12 protein-coding genes are annotated in these 19,888 nt (G+C 70.7%); 8 read left to right on the forward strand and 4 right to left on the reverse strand.

Annotated elements, in window-relative coordinates:
• Nucleotides 1-172 precede the first annotated feature (172 nt).
• The 5 genes from ACF1DX_RS36800 to ACF1DX_RS36820 all read left to right on the forward strand — a co-directional run bounded on the left by ACF1DX_RS36800 (nt 173) and on the right by ACF1DX_RS36820 (nt 5,609).
• Nucleotides 173-1,201, forward strand: coding sequence for a glycosyltransferase family 2 protein (locus tag ACF1DX_RS36800; RefSeq protein WP_391795502.1), 1,029 nt, complete (start codon nt 173-175; stop codon nt 1,199-1,201).
• Nucleotides 1,198-2,499 carry an endonuclease/exonuclease/phosphatase family protein gene (locus tag ACF1DX_RS36805; protein WP_391795503.1) on the forward strand — a complete coding sequence of 434 codons (1,302 nt, stop codon included), beginning with the start codon at nt 1,198-1,200 and terminating at the stop codon, nt 2,497-2,499. Before ACF1DX_RS36800 ends, ACF1DX_RS36805 begins: the two co-directional genes overlap by 4 nt.
• Nucleotides 2,496-3,638: a glycosyltransferase family 2 protein gene (locus ACF1DX_RS36810; protein WP_391795504.1), complete on the forward strand. Its 1,143-nt coding sequence runs from the start codon at nt 2,496-2,498 to the stop codon at nt 3,636-3,638. Before ACF1DX_RS36805 ends, ACF1DX_RS36810 begins: the two co-directional genes overlap by 4 nt.
• A 173-nt stretch (nt 3,639-3,811) precedes the next feature.
• Nucleotides 3,812-4,834, forward strand: coding sequence for a lysylphosphatidylglycerol synthase domain-containing protein (locus ACF1DX_RS36815; protein ID WP_391795505.1), 1,023 nt, complete (start codon nt 3,812-3,814; stop codon nt 4,832-4,834).
• Entirely contained in the window at nt 4,824-5,609 is a 786-nt protein-coding gene (locus ACF1DX_RS36820) for a polysaccharide deacetylase family protein (RefSeq protein ID WP_391795506.1), read from the forward strand. The genes ACF1DX_RS36815 and ACF1DX_RS36820 overlap by 11 nt, the downstream gene beginning before the upstream one ends.
• Here ACF1DX_RS36820 and ACF1DX_RS36825 read toward each other — a convergent pair.
• On the reverse strand, nt 5,596-5,898 hold the full coding sequence (locus ACF1DX_RS36825) for a hypothetical protein (RefSeq protein WP_391795507.1): 303 nt from the start codon (nt 5,896-5,898) through the stop codon (nt 5,596-5,598). The genes ACF1DX_RS36820 and ACF1DX_RS36825 overlap by 14 nt on opposite strands.
• 863 nt (nt 5,899-6,761) lie before the next feature.
• On the opposite strand from ACF1DX_RS36825, the gene ACF1DX_RS36830 reads away from it, so the two are divergent.
• Both ACF1DX_RS36830 and ACF1DX_RS36835 read left to right on the forward strand, forming a co-directional pair.
• Complete coding sequence (locus tag ACF1DX_RS36830) at nt 6,762-7,280, forward strand: hypothetical protein (RefSeq protein ID WP_391795508.1); 519 nt, start codon at nt 6,762-6,764, stop codon at nt 7,278-7,280.
• A 940-nt stretch (nt 7,281-8,220) separates the two neighbouring features.
• Nucleotides 8,221-15,054 carry a hypothetical protein gene (locus ACF1DX_RS36835; protein WP_391795509.1) on the forward strand — a complete coding sequence of 2,278 codons (6,834 nt, stop codon included), beginning with the start codon at nt 8,221-8,223 and terminating at the stop codon, nt 15,052-15,054.
• A gap of 279 nt (nt 15,055-15,333) precedes the next feature.
• Here the strand turns inward: ACF1DX_RS36835 and ACF1DX_RS36840 are convergent, their stop codons facing one another.
• The 3 genes from ACF1DX_RS36840 to ACF1DX_RS36850 all read right to left on the reverse strand — a co-directional run bounded on the left by ACF1DX_RS36840 (nt 15,334) and on the right by ACF1DX_RS36850 (nt 18,191).
• Nucleotides 15,334-16,251: a hypothetical protein gene (locus ACF1DX_RS36840; RefSeq protein ID WP_391795510.1), complete on the reverse strand. Its 918-nt coding sequence runs from the start codon at nt 16,249-16,251 to the stop codon at nt 15,334-15,336.
• A gap of 4 nt (nt 16,252-16,255) precedes the next feature.
• The gene (locus tag ACF1DX_RS36845) at nt 16,256-17,359 is read right to left on the reverse strand and encodes an NlpC/P60 family protein (protein WP_391795511.1); all 1,104 of its coding nucleotides are present in this window, start codon (nt 17,357-17,359) and stop codon (nt 16,256-16,258) included.
• A gap of 157 nt (nt 17,360-17,516) precedes the next feature.
• On the reverse strand, nt 17,517-18,191 hold the full coding sequence (locus tag ACF1DX_RS36850) for an XdhC family protein (RefSeq protein ID WP_391795512.1): 675 nt from the start codon (nt 18,189-18,191) through the stop codon (nt 17,517-17,519).
• Between the two features lie 1,121 nt (nt 18,192-19,312).
• On the opposite strand from ACF1DX_RS36850, the gene ACF1DX_RS36855 reads away from it, so the two are divergent.
• Complete coding sequence (locus ACF1DX_RS36855) at nt 19,313-19,648, forward strand: YbaB/EbfC family nucleoid-associated protein (protein ID WP_391795513.1); 336 nt, start codon at nt 19,313-19,315, stop codon at nt 19,646-19,648.
• Nucleotides 19,649-19,888 lie beyond the last annotated feature (240 nt).

Below are 19,888 nucleotides of genomic sequence, written 5' to 3' on the forward strand. Positions count from 1 at the left end.
CCGTGTGTCCCGCTGCCGCCCGGCCGCATCCGGGCGGCCGCAAGACCCCTTCGCGACCGGCGAGAAAAACGCGGGCCGGGCGCGCGGCGGCGGCACGGGCCATGAGGCACCGGGACACAGCGGACCGGCGGCCGGCGGCACGAACCGAAGAGCCAAGAGAGTAAGGACACCCATGGAAGAACCACTGGTCTCCCTCATCATCCCCAATTACAACTACGGGCGCTCCCTGAGCATGTGCATCCGGTCTGCCAAGGAACAGGACTACCCGAACCTGGAGATCATCGTCGTCGACGACTGCAGCACGGACGGCTCCGAGGAGATCGCCCGGTCCCTCGGTGTGACCGTGGTGAGCACCGGCACCAACAGCGGAGTCGCCGTCGCCCGCAACACCGGAGCCTCCCGGGCCCGGGGCAGCATCCTCTTCTTCCTCGACTCGGACGTGGCTCTGAGTCCCGGTGCCGTCCGGGCCGCCGTCGCCCTGCTGCGGGACAACCCGGGCATCGGCGCGGTGTGCGGCATGTACGAGCCCGAGCCGCTGATCCGGGACAGCCTCGTCGAGGAGTGCCGCTGTCTCCAGGCGTACTACTGGCGGAGCAGTTCCGAGGGCACGGTGAGTTTCCTGATATCCGCCATGTGCGCCATGCGCGTGGAGGTTTTCGAGGAGATCGGTCCGTTCAACCCGAAGCTGCGGCAGACCGAGGAGGTCGACTACGGGCAGCGGCTCAGCCAGCGCTACGACCTGCTGCTCACCCCGGCCGTCCGGGGCGCGCACGACGACGATCACGAGATGTGGCCGCTGGTGCGGAAGATCTTCACCCGGGGGCGGCTGCGCGTCCCGCTCTATGCGCGGCGCAAGCGGTTCGCCAAGGGCTTCGAGACGGCTTCCCGCTCCTGGGCGAGCCTCGCCTCCGCACTGGCGGTGGTGACGCTGGCGGCTCCGGTCGTGCTGGGGCCGGCCGGGTGGGTACTGCCGGCCCTGCTGCTCGGCGCCGCCATCGGTCTCGACTTCGGCATGTACCGTTTCGTCGCCGCGCGGCGCGGACCGCTGTTCATGCCGGCCTTCATCGGCGTGCAACTGGCCTTCAACCTCACCGTTGTGGCGGGAGTGGCCTTCGGCGCGGTGCACTGGCTGCTCTCCCCGTCGTTCCGCAGGCTGTACGACCTCGACCACGCGGTCCCGTCCACCGCGGCCGTCCTGTGACCGTCTTCCATGAGCCGGCTCCCCGGGACACCGCCCTCGAGGAGCCCGGCCCGGACAGCGGGGAAGAGGCCCGTACGATCCGTCCCGGGCGAGGTCGCGCGGTCCGCTTCCTGGTGGCTCTGGCCGTGCTGTGGGTCTGTTACACGGTGCTGCAGCGTCTGCTCAGCGGCCGGTGGTGGGTGATGCTGGCACTCGATCTCCTGCCGCCCGCGACTTTCCTCCTGATGCCGGTGCTGCTGATCGCGGCGGCCTGTGCCCCGGCACTGCGGCGGAACAGGCGGCGCGCGCGGGAAACCGGTGGTCCGGTCGCGAGCGGGCCCGAGGAGGGTTCCGGCACGTCGGCCTCCGGTTCCGTCACGGGTTCCGTGCTCCGCGGGCCTACGGTGCCAGGGCGCCGCCCGCGCGGTACGGCCCTGCTCCTGGTGTGCTGTCTGGCGCTCGTCTCGGCCGCGGTGGGCTGGCCCCGTAACGGGGTACGGCTGTCCGCGCTGGCCCACCAGGACTCGTCCGCCGTCGGTGACCTGCGCGTCGTCTCCTGGAACACCACCTGGTGGGGCCAGGACGTCGACACCGACCGGTTCTGGGCGGCGCTGCGGGCCCAGCGGGCGGACGTCTACCTGCTGCAGGAGTACATACACGGGATCGACCACCGGCAGGAGAACCTGAGGCCGGTCGACGACCTGGCGCGCATCCGCCGCGAGTTCCCCGGCTATCACGTCGTCTCCCGGGGCGAGCTGATCACGCTGTCCCGCTTCCCCGTGACCGGATACGAGCTGGTGGGCCCGGGCAGCGCGGTCGCCAACCGGCCCGACGCGCCGTGGCTGGAGGTGTACCGCGCGGTGAAGACGCTCCGCACCGACATCCGGGTGAACGGCCGGCCCCTGTCCCTGTACAACGTGCACATCCCCGTGCAGATCGATCCCGGACTGCATCTCGTCTCCCCCTCGTTCTTCGGCATGCTGCGGGAGCGGCAGCGGACCCGGACCGCGCAGTTCGAAGGGCTCGAGGCGGAACTCCGCGAGCAGCGCCGGCGTGGTGCCGCCGCCGTGATCGCAGGGGACTTCAACAGCAGTCCCGTGATGGGGGAGATGGACGAACTGCGCGCCACCCTGCGCGACGCGGCGGACAGCGGCGGCGGTCTCTATCCCCGTACCTGGAACGAACTCGTCCCCGTTCTCGGACTGTGGCGGCTCGACTGGGCGTTCTCCACCGGCCCGGTTACCGTGGACCGTTACCGCCTCGACGGCATGAACAGCCTGTCCGATCACCGGGCGCAGATCCTGGAGGTGTCCCTGTGACCGGCACCGGCCCCGCGGCGGCAGCCGTTCCCGGGGACAGCGCGAGCGACACCGGGAACGGCGGCGCGCCTCCCCGGGTGTCCGTCGTCATCCCCAACTACAACTACGCACAGACGCTGGAGCTGTGCCTGGCCTCCCTGCTCCGGCAGACCCTCCAGCCGTTCGAGATCATCGTGTCGGACGACGCGAGCACCGACGGCTCCGTCGCTGTCGCGGAGCGCTTCGGCTGCCGGGTCCTGCGCGCCGACACCAACCGCGGTGTCTCCGCCGCGCGCAATGCCGGGGCCGCCGCGGCACGGGGCGACATCCTGTTCTTCCTCGACTCCGACCAGGCTTTGTCCCCGGACTCGCTGGAGAACGCCGTACGGCTGCTCCGGGCGGACCCCGGACTCGGCTGTGTGCACGGCATCATCGCCTTCGAACCTCTCGTGGACCACGGGCCCGTCGAGTGGTACCGCACCCTGCACGCCCATCACTGGCGGCTCAAGGGAGTGGGTCCGACCCCCACCGCGTTCTTCGCCGCGGCGGCCGTGCCCCGCCGGGTCTTCGAGGAGATCGGTCCCTTCCATCCCGCGCTGCGCGACAGCGAGGACGTGGAGTACAGCGAACGGCTCTCCGCCCGTTACCGCATCCTGCTCACCGACCAGGTGGTCGCCGCCCACGACGAGGAGCACCGGCTCGGTCCCATGCTGCGCGAGCAGTTCCGGCGTGCCCAGTACCTGCTCCCCTTCGCCGCCGCCCACCGCCGCCGCCGCGGAGCGCTGCGGGCGAACAGCATGGCGGGGGTGGCGGCGGCCACGTTCACCGTCGCCACCGTGCCGGCCGCCGTCCTCGCCGCGCCCCTCGCGGTGCTCCCCGTCCTCGGGATCCTGGCGTTCGCCTGCGCCGATCCTTCCTTGCTGCGCTTCGTACGGCGACGACGGGGACTCGGTTTCCTGCCTCTGTTCATCGGACTGCACCTGCTGGTCAACCTGCAGATCGCGCTCGGCGCCGGCACGGGCTGGCTGCGCAGCAGGTTCGACCGCGACTTCGGCAGGGTCGCCGACGGCCCGCCCCGCGGCACGGGCCTTTCCGCCGGGCCCGAGGCGGGCCCGGACGCCGGGAGGACCGACGCGATGGAAGGACGGACGACGGGATGACCGAAGCCGTGCACAACACCAGGGACGCACCCGCCGTTCACCAGGGACGGACGGGAAGCCCTCTTCCCGGGCAGGCGCACGGAGCGCCCGGGGAGACCCTCGGGGAACCGGACCGTGGACATCCCGCGGTACCGGCCGTCCCGGCTCAGGAGCCCGGCGCGCGCACACAGGCCGTGCGGGAACGGACCCGGCCGACGGACGGCGGCGCGCCGGAAGATCCTGGCGGAACGCCGGCGGGCAAGCGCGGCTGGGGCGCACGGCTCCGGCCCTTCCTGGCGGCAGCGCTGGTCGCCGGCGCCGGATACGGGATGTGGCGGGCCCTCGGGGGCAGCGGTCACGTCATCGGGGAACTGCTCGCCCGTGACGGCGCCGCCCCCTGGCTGGCCGGCTCGGCAGCGGTCAACCTGGCGGGGCTGGCCCTCAGCATGGCCTCCTGGCGCAGCACGGTCACCGGTCTGGGGAGCCCGCTGCCTTGGGGTCCCACGTGCCAGATCTTCGGTGCGACCGTCCTTGGGAAATACCTTCCCGGACCTTTCTGGAGCGCCTTGGCCGGAGTGCATCTCGGGCGCCGCCACGGAGTCACCACACAGCGCATGGTCACGGCCTACGTCCTCAACTCCGTGGTGGTGCTGCTGACCGCCGCGGTGGTGGGAGCGCTGGCGGCACCGCGTGTGATGGGCGACGGCGCCTGGTGGCTGCTGCCGGTGGCCCTCGCCCTGGCGGCACTGCTGAGGAAGCCGGGCGTCATCGTGCGGGCGGCCGGCCGGGCGGCCCGGCTGCTGCGCCGTCCCGTGCCGGACCTGCGGGTCGCGGACGGCGACCTGCGCCGTGCGGTCGTCTGGGAAGTGCTGTCCTGGCTCGTCGGCGGCGCGCATCTGTGGATGATCGCGGCAGTGCTCGGGGCGCCCGTGACGGAGTCCCTCGCTCTCTGTGTGGGGGGCTTCGCCCTGGCCGCGGCGGCGGGAGCGGCCGCCCTGGTGGTACCCGGTGGTGCGGGCGTGCGCGAGGTCGTTCTGATGGTGGTCCTCACGGCCGACCTGCCCTGGGCGCAGGCCGGAGCGGCGGCCCTGGCCAGCCGGGTGTGCTGCACGGTCACGGAGATCGTCGGCGCGGGTGCGGCGCTGCTGGCCGTCCGGTGGGCTCGCCGCGGCCGGGATACGGGCGGGGTCGCCGCGGAGGTGTCCCGTGCGGCCTGACACGCGTCCCGCGGTCCTGCGCGCCCGTGGCTCCCAGGTGGGGTGGAGCATCGTCCGCCGCACCGAGGCGCTGCGCACCGGGAAAGCGGGCCACAGCGACGGGGAACCCCTCCTCGCGCGCGGCCCGGTGTTCCGTGTGCCGTACGGGAACGCGGTCACCGAGGCGGTCCCCGGCGGGGATATAGGAACGGTCGGCGGCGCCGGTGAGCCGTGGAACGTGGTGAGGCCCGTCGCTCTCACCGTGGACGACGGTCCCGATCCCACGTGGACACCGGCCCTGCTCGACGTACTCGCCGCCCACGGGGTGAAGGCCACGTTCTTCGTGGTCGGCGAGCGCGCCCGGGAACACCCCGGACTGCTGCGGCGTCTCCTGGCCGCCGGCCATCGTCTGGGCAATCACTCGTACTCGCACTTCCAGCCGTTCGCCGCGCTGCCGGCGGCGGCCGTCGCCCGGGAGATGGACGAGACCCAGCGGGTGGTCACCGACGAGACCGGCGTCAGGCCCACCCTGTTCAGGGCTCCGGCCGGAGGCTGGTCGCGTGGTGTGCTGGCAGCCGCACGCGACCACGGTCTGACGCCGGTGGACTGGACGGTCGATCCCAAGGACTGGCGGGAGCCTCCCGCGGACCGCATAGCCGAGCGGGTGGCGCGGGCTCGTCCGGGCGACATCGTTCTCTGTCATGACGGCGGCGGCGACCGCTCCCGCACCGTGAAGGCGCTGGACCTGGCACTCGCACGGCTACGCGAACGAGGCACCCTTTTCACCACGTTGTGACGTCCCCGCCCGGCGCCGGTACGGGCCGGGCGGCCGCGGTGTCCTGCGGACCGTCGCCGTGGGTCCGGGCCGCGGTGGGACGACGGCCCTCGCCGTCCCACCGGGCCGCGGCCAGGGACTGCTTGCCCGCGGGCCGTACGGCCGGCACCACGAACCATGAGGGCGTCGCGCCCTCGCGGCCGCGCCGCCGGGTCACCTCGGTGGACTTGGGGGCGGGTGCGGAGCAGGGCTCGCAGCGGGGTGCGCGGCAGCAGGGCGGCGCGTTCGACGCACCGGCGGTGGTCGGCATACGGATGTGAAGTCGCGGCGCCGTCCTCTCCGCTCAGGCGGGCGGGGCCGTCTGCCGCCGGCGGCTGCTTGGGTGCCGGTCGGGGCGCGGTCCTGCTGACGGCTTGAGGCAGGACCGCGCCTGCCCACCTGAACCCGGCGGGCACCCCTGGCACAACCAGGGTCCTACGGGCCGGCGAACCAGGCCCCACCCGGAGCCGTGGCCCGGATGTCACCTGCCGCGCATACCGCAGGCGCCGGCAGGATCTCGGCGAACTCCCCCCACAGGAATTCACCGAGACACTCCCACCACGAGAACGCGGCAGGGGCTTCCGCCACCGGCTTCGGGCAGGATCCGTGGAAGTATTACAGCCGGGCCCGGTGAAGCCGGTGCAGTTCTGTGTTGTGGCTTGAGGCAGTGGACCAACAATGCCTCAAGCCACAACTCGCCTTCTACGTATCGAGAAAGGCGTGAGGTCCGTAGTGACCACTCGGCCGGGGATACAACGGCTGGGCGATGACAAAGCCTGCGGACCTACATCTACTACTACTCGCAGGACGCTCCAGCGGTTCATCTCCCGGGAAAATATTTCGCGACGCGAGATCCGCCGGAGCGTCCGGGTCCGCGGCCATTTCCCCTCGGGAAAACAGCTCCGCAGTGCCTCTGCCTCCCGGTGGTGCCCTTCGGCCCGGCCGGCGCCGGCCGCGAACGCCGGACCGGCGGCCTGGCCGGGCGGGGGATCGGGCAGCGTGTTGAACCGGTGAGTGGTGGTCGTCGTTGTCCTGCATGTGCCGTGATCCTGGCCGTTGCCCTCCTGTTCACGGGCCGAGCGGGCGCGGCATCGTGTAGAGAGCCGGGTCGAACTCGAGGTGACAGAGGATCACATGACGACGAGGAAGGTCGATTCGCAGACGCTCGCCACCGTGGTGGGCCATTACATGAAGGCCGTGTCGAAGGAACTGGTGTCCCGGGGAATCGCGGTGGGAGCGGTACGGAGCTGCGGACCGTACAAGACGGAAGAACACGCCTTCGACGACGTCGAGGGGGAAGTGTCCGTGACAGCCGGCGGCGCCGGCCGGCCGGAGTACGTACTGCACTGGTCAGGCGTCTCGGGCTGGGGCATAGGGCCCGACCAGAAGATACCCTTCCTCCGGTACGCGCGCTGGATGCACGCCGGTCTGCTGCCGCAGCCGGCGCAGGTGGCGTCGTTCTGCGCGTCGTTCGTACGGGATCCGTCCAGGGCCGGGTACAAGGACGCGCCGACGTATCGGTACGCCGGGGAAGGATTCCCCGACCTCGTGCGCCGCCTGGCCGTTCACACACCTGCGGAGGAACAGCCGCGGGCCTCCTGCCACGCCTCTGTGAGTGCCCGCTCGTCACTGCGGCGACGGTTCCTGTCGTGAGCCGCGTCCGTGGTGGTGGCAGCGGCGGACGACGGCCCGGCGGCGTCTTCCTCGGGCCGACCGGTCCCGTGCGCGGGTGACGGGATCACGGCCGGTCCACAGACGGGACAGGGCAGTGTCCAGAAGCCGCGGTGTCCCCGCCGCGGTGAACGGGACGAAGGCCGGTGAACCCGTCGGCCCATTCCGCGATGGCGGGCCCGGCCTCGCACAGGCCGTGACACGGCTTACGGAATTCTCTACCGCGTAACAAGAAGTTCACCTACGCTGTGCGCCACTGCCAGTCCGGCCGTCAGAAGCAGGGGTAAAGGTGCCAGCTCTTCCCACCCGTAGCACGGTCTGTTTCCCGGTACCGCCGGATGTGGCGCAGAGGGTGAAGGAACTTCCCGACTTCCTTCAACAGTTGCAGGCGCTGACTGCGCATTTCGAACAGAACCAGGAAACACCCGTATCCGTCGAGGGCATATCCGAAGGCGCGACGACGGAGCACGACACACTTGAGGACGGGACCGGAAGGCATACTCCGCCGACCAGGGTTCAGGACGGTGCCCTCCCGCGGCAGGACCGGTCGCCACGAGCCGCAGTCGGCAGTCCGCCCGCATCGGGACCGGTGGCCTTCCTGGACGAACCCCGCACGACGGCAGGCAAAGACACCGGGGCGGAGTCCCTCGCACCGCGGCGTCCCGTCGCGGCCAGTCACTCCGAGCACGCGGCGCATCCCGTCCGGGCGGACCGGGAAGCTCCGTCCGGTTCCTCCACCGGCTCGCCACCACCTCCCGTGACCGGCGTCGTTCCTCCTCACCAGGAGCAAGCGCCGCCGGCGCCAAGTCTGTTGGACGGGCGCCCGTCCCCCACCGGAACGGACGGCACCCCCCCGCTGTCGCGGGAAGTCTCCGGCCACGACGAGCGGGGCCTCGCACCGGCTGCCGCGGACGACCACACCATGGGCGACTCCGTGCCGCGGGGCATGGGTGCCGAGGACGGCGCGAACCAGGCTCCCCCGCGTCGCGTCCCCATGGAGGAACTGCTGGAGGGCTCGTTCATCGTCCGGGACGGCCTCGAGGCCGTGGCCCTGTGGATGCCCGACGCACCGGAGCATGCGGCGCTGAGGGACACGGAGGCATGGTCCGCGCTGCGGGAGTTCGCCGGGAGCGGCAACGTTCTCGTGTTCGGCGGGATGCGCGGCGGTCACGTCATGGCGGGTGACCGTGTGGTCAGTCCTTCGGCGCTGTCCGACTTGATCTCCCTGGTCGCGCCGGGACGCGTCCCGATCCTGACGATGGCGGGTGCGGACGACGTGGCCCCGCGGCTCGCCGGGACACTCGGCCTGCCCGTGGTGGCGAGCCGGTACGGTGCTCGTTTCGACCCGGTGCTCGGGACTCTGACCGAGGCCCTTCCACCGGAGGGGACCGCCGCGGACGGCCGGGGACTGGAACTCTTCGGCGCGGGCGAGGGTGAGAGGCAGTCGTTCGAGGCCTCTCCCATCACACCGTGGGCGGCATCGGCGAAGAGCGACGGACTCGAAGAGACGGCACAGTCGTCGAACAGCCGGGAACCGGATCCGCATGTCGCCCCGCCGTCCGAAGCAGGCCCTCTCGCGGGGCTCGGGGCCCCCGTCGAGGTTCCGGCGGACGTGCGCTCCAGAGGCGTGCCCAGGGCGGGGCTTCCGTTCATGCCGCAGGTGCTCAGGACGCTGCGGGCGATGGCCGCGCAACTGGGCGCGACCGTGCCGGAACGGGAGTGGAACGGCCTGCCGCACCGTCTGCTGAGCAACTACCGGTATCTCGTACCGGAGGGAGAGGGCGGTACGGTCGACGGATTCGTGATGGAACTCGGCGACGCCGAGGTCCTGGTGACCTTGGATCCGCGCGATCCCCGGGAGGTCAGCCACCCGGCGGCCTCGTTCGACTCGCCGGCGGTGCCGGCCGGCGGGCAGGAAACCACTCCCTCCGACGTCACCGCCGAGCAGCAGGCGCCTCTCACGGCGCGCCCGCCGAAGCGGGACGACCAGCAGGAGGCGTTCCACGCGGTGGGGACGACCAACGCGGCGTTCCAGCTGGGTACGTACTCGCAGACCCACTCCGGAGCGACCGGCGCCACGCGGGTGCAGCTCTCGGGCGGGTTCGGTACCGCCTTCGGCACCGGTGTCCTGGAGAATGCCAGAGCGTTCGCGGCGGTCTCGCTCACACAGAACGCGTCGCAGCGGTCCACGAACATCCTGGGTGACGCCGAGGGCGGCCATGTCGAGGAAACCCGTGACGAGTCGAGGCTGATCGCCTACCGGCCCCACTGGGAACTCAGGATGCGACGGGACACGCTTCCGGCGTGGGCCGATGTCCCGCCCGTTCTCCCCGTCGACGGCTCCGGGAAGGAAGCGGTGGGCGATGAGCGGCTCATGCTGTGGATTCCGGAGCACTATCTCGAGAAGGCACCGGCACACGTCACGGCGGTCAACACGGGCGGCCGGGAGTCGCGGCTGCCCCAGTTCCACTACGCGGCCGGTCTCACAGGTCTTCCCGCTCTGCTGGACACGGTCCTGTCGGAGCTGGAGCGGCAGGGAGTGGACCTCCCGGTCGGTGGATCGTCCTCCGGCAGGTCGTTCATCTCACCCCGAAGCCAACTGGTGCAGAAAATATGGGCTCTCGACGCGCATCTGGACGAGGCCGCCGGACCTGACGGCTACCCGATCACCCTCATCAATGAGAATCGGGCGCGTATCGCCACCGTGACGCTGTACGCACAGCGCATGCCGACGGCCGACAGGGTGGGCGCCACCAGCCGGCAGGCTCCCGACGGCAGCCGGGTGCCCGTCCCGGCGCACATCGAGAACGTACGCACGGCGATCGACGGAACCGGTGGGAATCACACCATCACCAGCGGCTGGCGGGTTTCCGCCGGCGCGGAGGTGAATCTGCTGCCGGTTCCGTTCGCGGGCCCCGACGTCGGTGTGGGCGGCAGCGCGTCACTCTCGGTGTCCGGCTCGGACTCCCACGGCCTGAGCGCTTCACGGGTCGGGCTGTGGGTCGTCGTCCCCCGCTACAAGGGCTTCACCTCCGCCTACCGGGTGGACTTCAGGTATACGGCGTTCGTCGCGGTACGAGGCAGCGAGGGTGCCACGACGCCGGCCGTACCGGGCCGTGCGCTGCTCCGCATCCCCGAGCCGGAGGCCTTCAAGTACGGTTTCCCGGTCGACCGCGACGCCGTGACCGGGGCCACCGCCTCGATCACCGAGGTCACGGAGGAAGCCGATGCCCCGGCGGAGATCATCGAAGTGCCTCGCGTGCCCGAGACGGCGTCCGGGGACAAGGCGCACGCCGGCGGCGGTACCGACGTGCCGGTTCTCGCGTCCGGACAGACGACCGTGGAGTACCGGCCGGACTTGCTCCGCGGCACGGCACGGGAGCCGGTCGACCACCAGCGGCCCCTGCCGCCGCACGCCGCCCGGGGGCGTGGCATCGGCATGGGCATGGTCCAAGTGGGAGAGACCGCCCGGAACCTGAGCGGTCCGGTGAAGGAAGTGCTCCAGGCCCACGGGTTCCTTCCGCAGGACACCAGAGCCCCTCTGTCCCGTTCACGGTGGTACACCCATGGCAACACCATCGACGCCCAGGCCCAGAACCTCGAAGTGTTCAACAAGTACTTCACCGACCGAGGGCTCGAATCCCATTGGGACGAATTGTTCATGGACGGCTTGTCGATCACGATGAGACGGCCCACCGGCACCCTGGGGCTCGATTTCGACGTGGACGCGGTGAAGATCACGATCAAGGCCGCACCCACCGAGAAGTCTTCCCCTCGTTTCCTGGGCCCTACCGACGAGTGGCACACGGTGAACCTGGCGATGGGCATGGACACCGTAACGCAGTCGACCAGCGGTGTCCTGGGTGTCGGACTCGAAATCCGGCCGAAGACGTTCTTCAGCCACATGAAGGCGTCCACCGCCGGAGTCGGGCTGTCCTACAAAAAGGGTGCCGGCCAGACCGCCTTCTACCTCAACAACCGGCCGGAACTTCTCGAGTTCCCGGGCACGGTGAACGAATTCTCGGTGAAGAACGACTTCACCGTTACGTTCGAGTTCCAGCACAGCGGCATGAGCGGCGAGTTCCGCAAGGGGATCCGTGACCCGGCCCCCCTCAGGTTCCCCGGCCAGGACGCTTCGCTCTTCCTGCTCGACCTGGGTGAGAAAGCCCGCCCCGATCTCAGGTCCAAGGAGAATCTCAAGAGCTCCGTCCTCGACCGGGCCGCCATCTTCTACCTCGACACCCAGGGCCTGCGCGAGGCAGCCACCACGGTACTGGCGCCCCTGACCGGCCCCCAGGGAAACGCGGACGCGGAGATCAATTCCCTGACCGGGAACATCCAGGTGAAAGCCCATCTCAAGGAAATAGTGAATGGGCAGTTCACGACCGACCAACTGTTCAAGGAGGGATGGTTCAGGGATGGACACGGCCTCCTCGACATCAACGGACAGCTGAGACAGGCTTCCTTCTACGGCGCCACCGACGACAAGTTCGTCCTGGGGATCATCAAGCTCCACCTCGGTCAGGGGAACACCGCCGACCTGAGCTCCAAGGGATTTTCGTGGCTGCAGGCCGAAACCTCCGTCGGCGGCTCCGTGGAGGACGGCGGATCCACCCAAGGCGGTGCGAGCAGCAGCCGGAACTGGGGCTGGAACACCTCCTTGACGGCCTCACGCACTGCAGGGAAGGAGCGAATCCAGCTCGATTTCAACCGGGCTTACGCCATCCGCACGAAGGTCAATTTCTCCGTTTCCAGCCGATTGGAGAGGGACGGCAAACTGGCCCCGCGCAAGAGCGCGTCGAGGAAAGTGACGCTGGAGAGGGACCTCATCTTCCTCCTGTCCGAACCCGAAGCACTCGAGCAGTACGGACAGGGCGCCATCCCCCTCCCCCACGATCAGTTGCTCGACGCGATGCGGCGGTGGAGCGACGGCGAGCTCAGACTCAGCGGGAACATCGTCGCCTCGGTCCTGACCCGGTGGGCCACCGATCCCGTGCACGACCCGATGGACTCGCACCCGCGGTCGTTCGCCGACACACTCGCCGCGCTGCACAGGAGCCGCGGCCTGCCGATCCTCGACGACGCGGTCAGAACCGCTTTCAACCAGGCCTTCGAGCGGCAGGAGGCCGGCATGTCGTCGGTCTTCGACGACATGGAGTTCCCCGAGTACCTGACCCGCGAGGACCCGGGGGGCCGGATGCTCGGTCACAGCGGCGTCCATGACCTCACCTACGACGACGGCCGCACCACCTACGACATCGTGCGCAGGCTGGTCGACAGGACGGCGCCGGGGCTGCTGACGTCGAAGCCCTGGATGTGGACACGTGACGGATCGCTCGTGGGGCGGCTGCAAGGCGGCGTGAACTCCCTGCAGGCGCTGCTGGCCAAGGGCCGCGACCAGGCCATGTGGGACGAGTTCCTGTCGCCGAACGGGTTCTCGTTCTTCCTGGTGAACCCGGTGGGTTGGGCTCTGTCGGACATCGTGGAGATCAACGTCTCCGACGTCCTGGAGGGAGCGCCGAAGACACTGGACTTCCGGGGTGGAACCGGCCTGGAGGTCTACAACCACGGCTATGTGGAAACAGGTCAGGGGCAGTCCCGCGATGGTGCGCAGAACGTCGGCATCGCGTTCGGCGGCGCCGAGGACGGTGTCTCCTCGAACAGCAACGCCGGTGTCGGCGAGGGGCACCACAGGAGCGTCAACCGTTTCCGCAACGAAGTCACCGAACAGACCGCGTACGACTGGAACGGGAACTACCTGGTCGAGTTCCGCCACCGGTTGAAGGTGGAGGTGCGGCGCCTCGACCTTGCCGGCCGGCCGGTCAACAACCTGCTGACGAGCTGGTACCGCAGCCGCGACGCCTTCCGCTCGGAGGTGAACACGGCCAGCGTGGCCGGCAAGCTGGTGATCCGGGTCCCGCGTGGTCTCGCGGAGTTCCGTGCGGTGTCCGGTCCCCGGCCCGAACGTGATCTGCGGCCGCTGCCGCCGCTGCCGGGAGACGCCTTCGTCGCCGGGGCCCTCCTCGACGAGGGACTGCCGGCCGCGCGAAAGCTCCTGCGGGAGCTGTTCGGCACCCGCATGAACAGCGCGGTGGTGCACACCGGGCACGCTCTTCCCCAGTTCATGGGGCGTTTCCAGATGTCGAACCATGTGCTGGAGGCCACGGCCGGCAAGCGCTACCTGATCACGGAGAACCTGCACGTACCGGGCAAGGAGTACACCCGGGCCAGGCTGTACATGACGGGGGACCTCTTCGACCTGAGAGTGCTCGGAGCCGTGTCGGGTTCCGGCACGGGCCGCTACATCAAGGCGTCCGAGGGCACGTCGAGCGGTCAGGCGTCCGACCGCTCCGGACCGTCGACCGGTGTGGGGGTCTCCGGAGGGGAGTCCTTCAGCGACCACGACGCCAGCTCCGGACCCGCCCTCTCACGCCTCACCACCAGCAGTGCCTCGGGCGGCATGCCGAGGAACGTGCGGCCCGAGCAGCACGTCAAGATGCAGGGCCCGATGCAGCTCGTCGTGGTACGAGGCCGCTTTCGCCTGGAGGCGGAGCCGTTCGCCTGGGCGCCGCCGAAGGAGAAGCGGCGCGGGAACGCGGCCGGTGCCGCGCGCCGGGTCCCCCCGAAGATCGTCCGCACCGATGCCTTCACCGGCGATGTGTACATGGAGCTGTACCAGGCCGAGGTCGAGGAGCTGCTCGCACGCGTCGAACGCACGGAGCACCCGAGGGTGCCCGCCGTCGACTGGCAGGAGATGAGGGAGCGGGCCCAGCACTTCGATCTGGCCGCCCTGCTCGCGGAGGCGGCCGAGCAGCCCGGGGCCGCCGCGGCACGCGCGCACGAGGTGGTGGCCAGGCTCATCCGGCAGCGGACGACCCGGGCGATCCAGTCGGTCTCCCTCGTCTACGACGAGGCCGGCCTGGCGCGTTCGGCGGTGCGGGCCACTGCTCGATGGGCGGTCGGGACGATCGGCCGCGGCATCGAGGGAGGAAACCGGGCCCACGAAACCGAGGCGCGCGAGCTGCTGCTTCACTACCGACGCCTCTCGGACAGCCCGCCGCCGGTCCCCACCCGGTCGGCGGTCTGGGAGACCGTTCGTGGTGTCCTTGACGGCGTCGAGAACGTGACGTCCGCGCAGGCGCGTCAGGAAGAACCTGCCGGCACCTCCCTGTCCGGCCGCCCGTCCCCTCCCCTCGGTGGCCCGCCGATCCTGGGCTTCCTGTCATTGTCGCCCGCGGACCTGCTGCGGAACATCGCACACGAACTCGACGCGTATGTCATCGGTACTGTCGAGCCGCTCGACGGGCGACGTCGCACCCTTCTGGTGAATCCGTTCATGCAAGGTCTGGAAGGCCTGCTGGCGGGGCTCGACGATGAGGTGCGTCCGGCCGTGCGGAGGTGGGATCCGGCCGCCGCCGATCAGGTGGAGGTGCTGAGAAGGATTCTGCGCTCCCCCGGGGCGCGGTCACTGGTCTTCGGAACGCGACTGAATCATCCCGTATGGGCATTTCGCGATGAGCACGGTGACATCTCGTGGCGGACTCTCGACGTCAGGGACATTCCGGCTCCGGACTTCGCCGACGGTCTGTTCGCCTCCATCGACATCGACCATCTGGGCCGGCTCACGGGGCCTGCCCTGGAAGAGGTGAGGCGGATGGGGGAAGCCGCCCGGCCCAGCCCGAGGACCGATTTCTGTGCTCTGAACCAGGGTGCCGACCCGGCGGGAGTCGTGGGCTGGCGAGGTCCCGTGCCGTGACCTCACGGACCCCCGCGTCTCCGCGGCGGACCGCGGTCTTCCGTACGGCGTCCGGGAAGGAATGTGACGCGGAACGGTCCGCCCGGTGGCTCCGCGCACACCCGGGCCAAGATCGCGTGCCGCGACGGATCCCTCGCCTCATCGGATGCCCCCGCGCTTGCCGCGCCGAAGCGACGAGCACCGTGCGGAACGGGGTTGGCAGGCGAGGTCATCGGCCTTCGGGGTCAGGGGCCGGGCTGGGGAACCGCCCCTGACCCTCGCATGTTCCCCGGCGGGCTTTCAGAGCGATGTCCCGGTGGACCGGCCGGGCCGGCGGGTGAAGCGCCGCAGTCCTCGTCGTGCGGGCTTGAGGGGCTTGTCCTCGGGGGCTGCCGGTCCCTGGCCCGCGGGCAGCACCGGTGTCGCGGCCGGGGCCGGCGGTACGGACCGGACGCCCTGTTCGAGCCGGCTCCGGACGGCCTGGGCCATGACCTGGTGGGCCGGTTCCAGCAGCAGGCCCTCCTCGGACAACCGCTCCCACATGTGCAGCAGTTCCCGCCCCCGGACGGCCACCTGGCCCTCGTCCACCAGCCGCTGCCACGCCGCGGTGGCGCGGGCCACCTCGGGCGCCGCCCGGTCCAGCTCGGTGCGGCAGCGAACGCGCGCGACGGTCAGCGCCAGAGTCGTGGCGACCGTGTAGTCGCCCCGTCGATACGCCAGGTACGCCTCGATCGCCCGTGCCTCCAGCGCGAGTTCGTCCTCCGTTCCTCTGCGCAGAGTGAGGTGCTCGCGCAGCGCGCTGGCGAGGACGAACGCCGCGTGCAACTCCTCGCGCTGCGCGTGCTGGATGATCCGCTGGACGCGGGCGAGCGGAGGGAACGCCTCTTCCTCCGCGGCGGTGCGCTCGGGCCCGGGCGGCAGGTCGTCCTCGTCGGCAATGGTCCTGCTGGAACCATCGGGGTACACACGCAGACGTACCATCTGCTGCGCGGTGCGGTCGATGACGGTGGCCGCCACCGGGGATCCCAGGGTGCGGGCGAACATGGCGACGGCGTCGAGGATCGCCTCGTCGGGCGGTCGCGTGCCGCCCATCTGCAGCAGATGGCCGTTGACCACCGTGGAGCCGTCCTCGGCCACGTAGGCGTCGAGGCGGATCAGCGGCGGCGCGCCGAGCGCGGGCAGGTTCCCCTCGTCACGGGTTGTCAGTGAGTGGGACATCCGCTCACACTCCGGGCCGGACGACACCGAGTACGGGCATGGAGGCGGCCGGCGCGGTCGTGACCGTGCGTCCGGGCCGCGGAGCGTGGACCATCCGCCCGCCTCCGATGTACATGCCCACGTGCGTGGCGTCGTTGAAGTAGATGATCAGGTCGCCGGGCCGCGCGGACGCGAGGGGGACGCGGGTCAGTCCCTGCCACTGCGCCTGCGAGGTACGGGGTATGGAGTGCCCGGCCGCCGCCCAGGCCGCGGAGGTGAGGCCCGAGCAGTCGTACGAGGAGGGACCCACGGCGCCCCACACGTACGGTTTGCCGATCTGCGCCATCGCGAAGCCGACGGCCCTCACGGCCGCTCCACTCGCCTTCGTCCCGCCACCGCCCGGTCCGTTTCCCGTCGAGCCGGCTCCGGTGGAGGAACCTCCGCCCGCGCCGGAAGCCGCCCACCTGGACTCGGCCTCCTTCGCTCGTTCCCTCTCCAACTGGGCCAGTCTGCGTTTCTGTTCCTTCTCCAGTCCCGCCTCGATCCGTTCGGCCGCGGCGATCCTGCCTTCGATCTTCCGCTTCGCCTCGGCCTTGTCCGCACGGGTGCTCTTCAGCTTCCGCAGTTCCTTTTCGGCGGCGTCGGTGTGCCGGGCCAGCTCCGCGCGAGCGGTCCTCTGCTTCTCGGAGACGCCGACCAGGCTCCGCAGGGCCTGACGCGCCTGGGAGGCCTCGTTCAGGGCCTGTTCGGGGTGGTCGCCGAGCAGCAGCTGAATGCCCGTGGCGGCGAGGTTGCCCCCGCGGTACTGGGTGCGGGCGGCCACGCCCGAGAGGTCGCGCAGATCGTCCACCCGGTCCTCGGCACGGGCCAGGTCCTCGCGCAGCGACGTCAGCCGCTTCTCCTGCCCGGCCGCCTTCTCGTCCGCGGCGTTGTACGCCTCGGTGGCCACCTCCGCCTCGCGGTAGAGACCGTCCAGTTCGGCACGGATGCCCTCGATCGTCTTGTCGTCCCGCGGGACGGGGGCACCCGGGGCCGCATGACTCGGGCCGGATGTCAGAGCGATCGCACAGACGAGGACTGCTATGGCGGTCAGGCTTCGCAGCCGCCTGCCGCCGGTCGACACGTTCATCCGCTCCACTTTCAAAGGTCGCGCAAACAGACTCGGACGGACGAGTGGCCCATCGCAGTCTCCACCGTGGCTTGCGCGAAGGGTTTTTCGAACCTCGAACAGACTTCCCACCCTCGAACGGCCGACCTCACGGCCCGCCGTCCCACCGGCGAGAACATCATCTCCTGCCGCGACCCCGCGGAACCACATCACCCACGGATTCCGGGATGGAACGACGGGAGAGGACCACCTCTGAGCCGGGTGATCCACGCGGCGGCCGGCCCGCACCACGACTGACGTGGGAGATGATCTCCGCCATGATGGAAACGGCCGTCTCCTCCGGCGTGTGCGTGCCGCGGTCGAAGTCGGTCAGACGGCGCAGTCGCGTCAACCGGTCCTCCGTGACGCCCTCCTCCCGCAGGAGACGCAGCCGCCCGTCATGAACGTTCCGGGATCCCATCGCCCCCACGTACCCGAGCGGCAGGTCGAGAGCCAGCCGCAACAGGGGGATGTCACCTTCGGCGTCACGGGTCAGCACGCAGACGACGGTGCGCTCGTCCACCTGTGTGCGGCGCAGGTAGTGGTGCGGCCGGCCGGCGACCACCTCGTCCGCGTACGGGAATCGTGCGGCCGTGGCTGCGGTGGGGCGGGCGTCGCAGACGGTGACCCGATAGCCGAGGAAGCCGCCGGTCCAACTGAGAGCACCCGCAAGGTCCGTGGCCCCGAAAATCAGCAGACGGGGACGGGTGGCCGCCCCGTGGGCCAGGACGGACAGAGGCTCCGGGCACCCGCTCTCCGGCCCACCGGGGCCGGTGCGGCCGGCCCGTGGAAGAGCCCTGGCACGGTCGGCCACCGCTCGGTCCGTCAACGCGCCGTCCGCCCTCCCGCGGATCGTGTGGTCACCGTCGGACACGTCCGGGACAAAGCCGGGGAAGGGCTCCGGACCGTCCCCGGCTTGAGCCACGGCAGCCGGGTGCCCGTCGGTGACGCGGGACGGAGCCGTGGACAGGCGGGGCCGGGCCGCAGGACCGGCGCACTGGACGAAGAGGTCCGGTTCGCCGCTTCGGGCCGGGCCACCGGCGAAAGCGGCGTCGTCGGGACTGCGGACACCACCCCTTTGCGGGGCACCTCGGTTCTGCGGCACTCGTCGGCACCCTTCGTGGTCTTCCTTTTCGGCACGGCCCCGAAGCCGCCGACGACATCGCCGGCCCCGTTCACCGCGAGCGGCGTACCGGTCGGCAGCGGGAGGGCGCCGCGACGCGGCGCTCGAGGTACGCGTCACGACGACGCAGGACGGCGATCGCACCCGCCGTGTCGCCTCAGTCAGGACAACGGGGTGCGACCGGTTCCGGTTCACCTGGGCGGCCAGGGGAGACCGGGAGGCATACGGGCCGGAAGCCGGAAGGGACTTGACGTGGGCGAACCGGTGTCCGCGCGTGCGGCGTCCTCCGGACACCGCCCGACGGAGCGCGCGTTCCGGATCACCGGCATGCCCAGCGGTCCCGCACCGGCGATGCTCCCGGAGGCTTCGCCGGCAACGCGTGAACCCCGGGGCCAGGGCGAACGTTGTTACGCACGGGGAGCCTCGGCGTCTTGTTCCCCCGCGCGCCGAGGCTCACCTTCGACCACGTCATCCGCTCTGTGTGCCGTGGACCGGCCGTCACGGGAACCTCCCGGTTCTCCGGTACGGCCGCACGACAGCCTCCGCGCGGTGACCGAGCCGGCGCGGTCGACGAGTCCGGGTGTCCAGGAGCGGGAGCAGCGGCCGCTCTTCCGGCTCCTGACCGGCCGGAGCACCGAGGGCCGGGATCCGGCCGGCGTCCCACGGACCGGGCACCGTGCCGTTCCGGCTTCGCGGAGGAAGTGCGAAGGCGCGGCCGGTGTCCCGAAGAGCGACCGGACCACCGCGGTGACGTCGGCCTCTCCCCAGAACGGCGGCCCGCTCCCCGGGGCCCACACGATCGGAACACGGACATGGAACTCGGCAACGGTCTCGACATCCACAAACTCCTGGACAGTGCCCGTCTGCTGAGGGAGAAGGTGGCCGAGACGCAGGAAGAACTCAGCAGGACGGGGGCGCAGGGAACAGCCGGCGGTGGTGCGGTGCGGGCCTCGGTCGACGGCAAAGGCGTCCTGGTGGACCTGACGATCTCACCGGTCGTCGCCGATCCGGGCAACGTGCGGAGTCTGGCCGACCAGATCGTCGCCGCCGTGCAGGACGCGCAGCGAACGCTTCTCGACCGGCACGAGAGCCGGCTCCTCCCGGTGCTGGATTCCCTCCGCGCGGAGTTGGGCGGTCCCTCCTCCTGACCGGACCGCACGGTTCACCTCGTGCCGGACGGCCGCCGATCGGTCCGCGAGCCCAGGAGGCTCCGCCCGAACGGCCGCGTCGGCGAGACCCTGGACGTCCTCGCGGCCCGGGCGCCGGGTCCGCACGAAGCCCTGGCCGGTCCGGGCGGTGGCGACTTCGTCGTCGACGACATCCGGACGCCGCCGGCCGCGTCCGCGCGGACGAGCCGTACTCCTCCCGAGAACCCGAGCAGCACACAT

Source organism: Streptomyces sp. NPDC014676, assembly GCF_043084105.1.
Classification (GTDB): Bacteria; Actinomycetota; Actinomycetes; order Streptomycetales; family Streptomycetaceae; genus Streptomyces.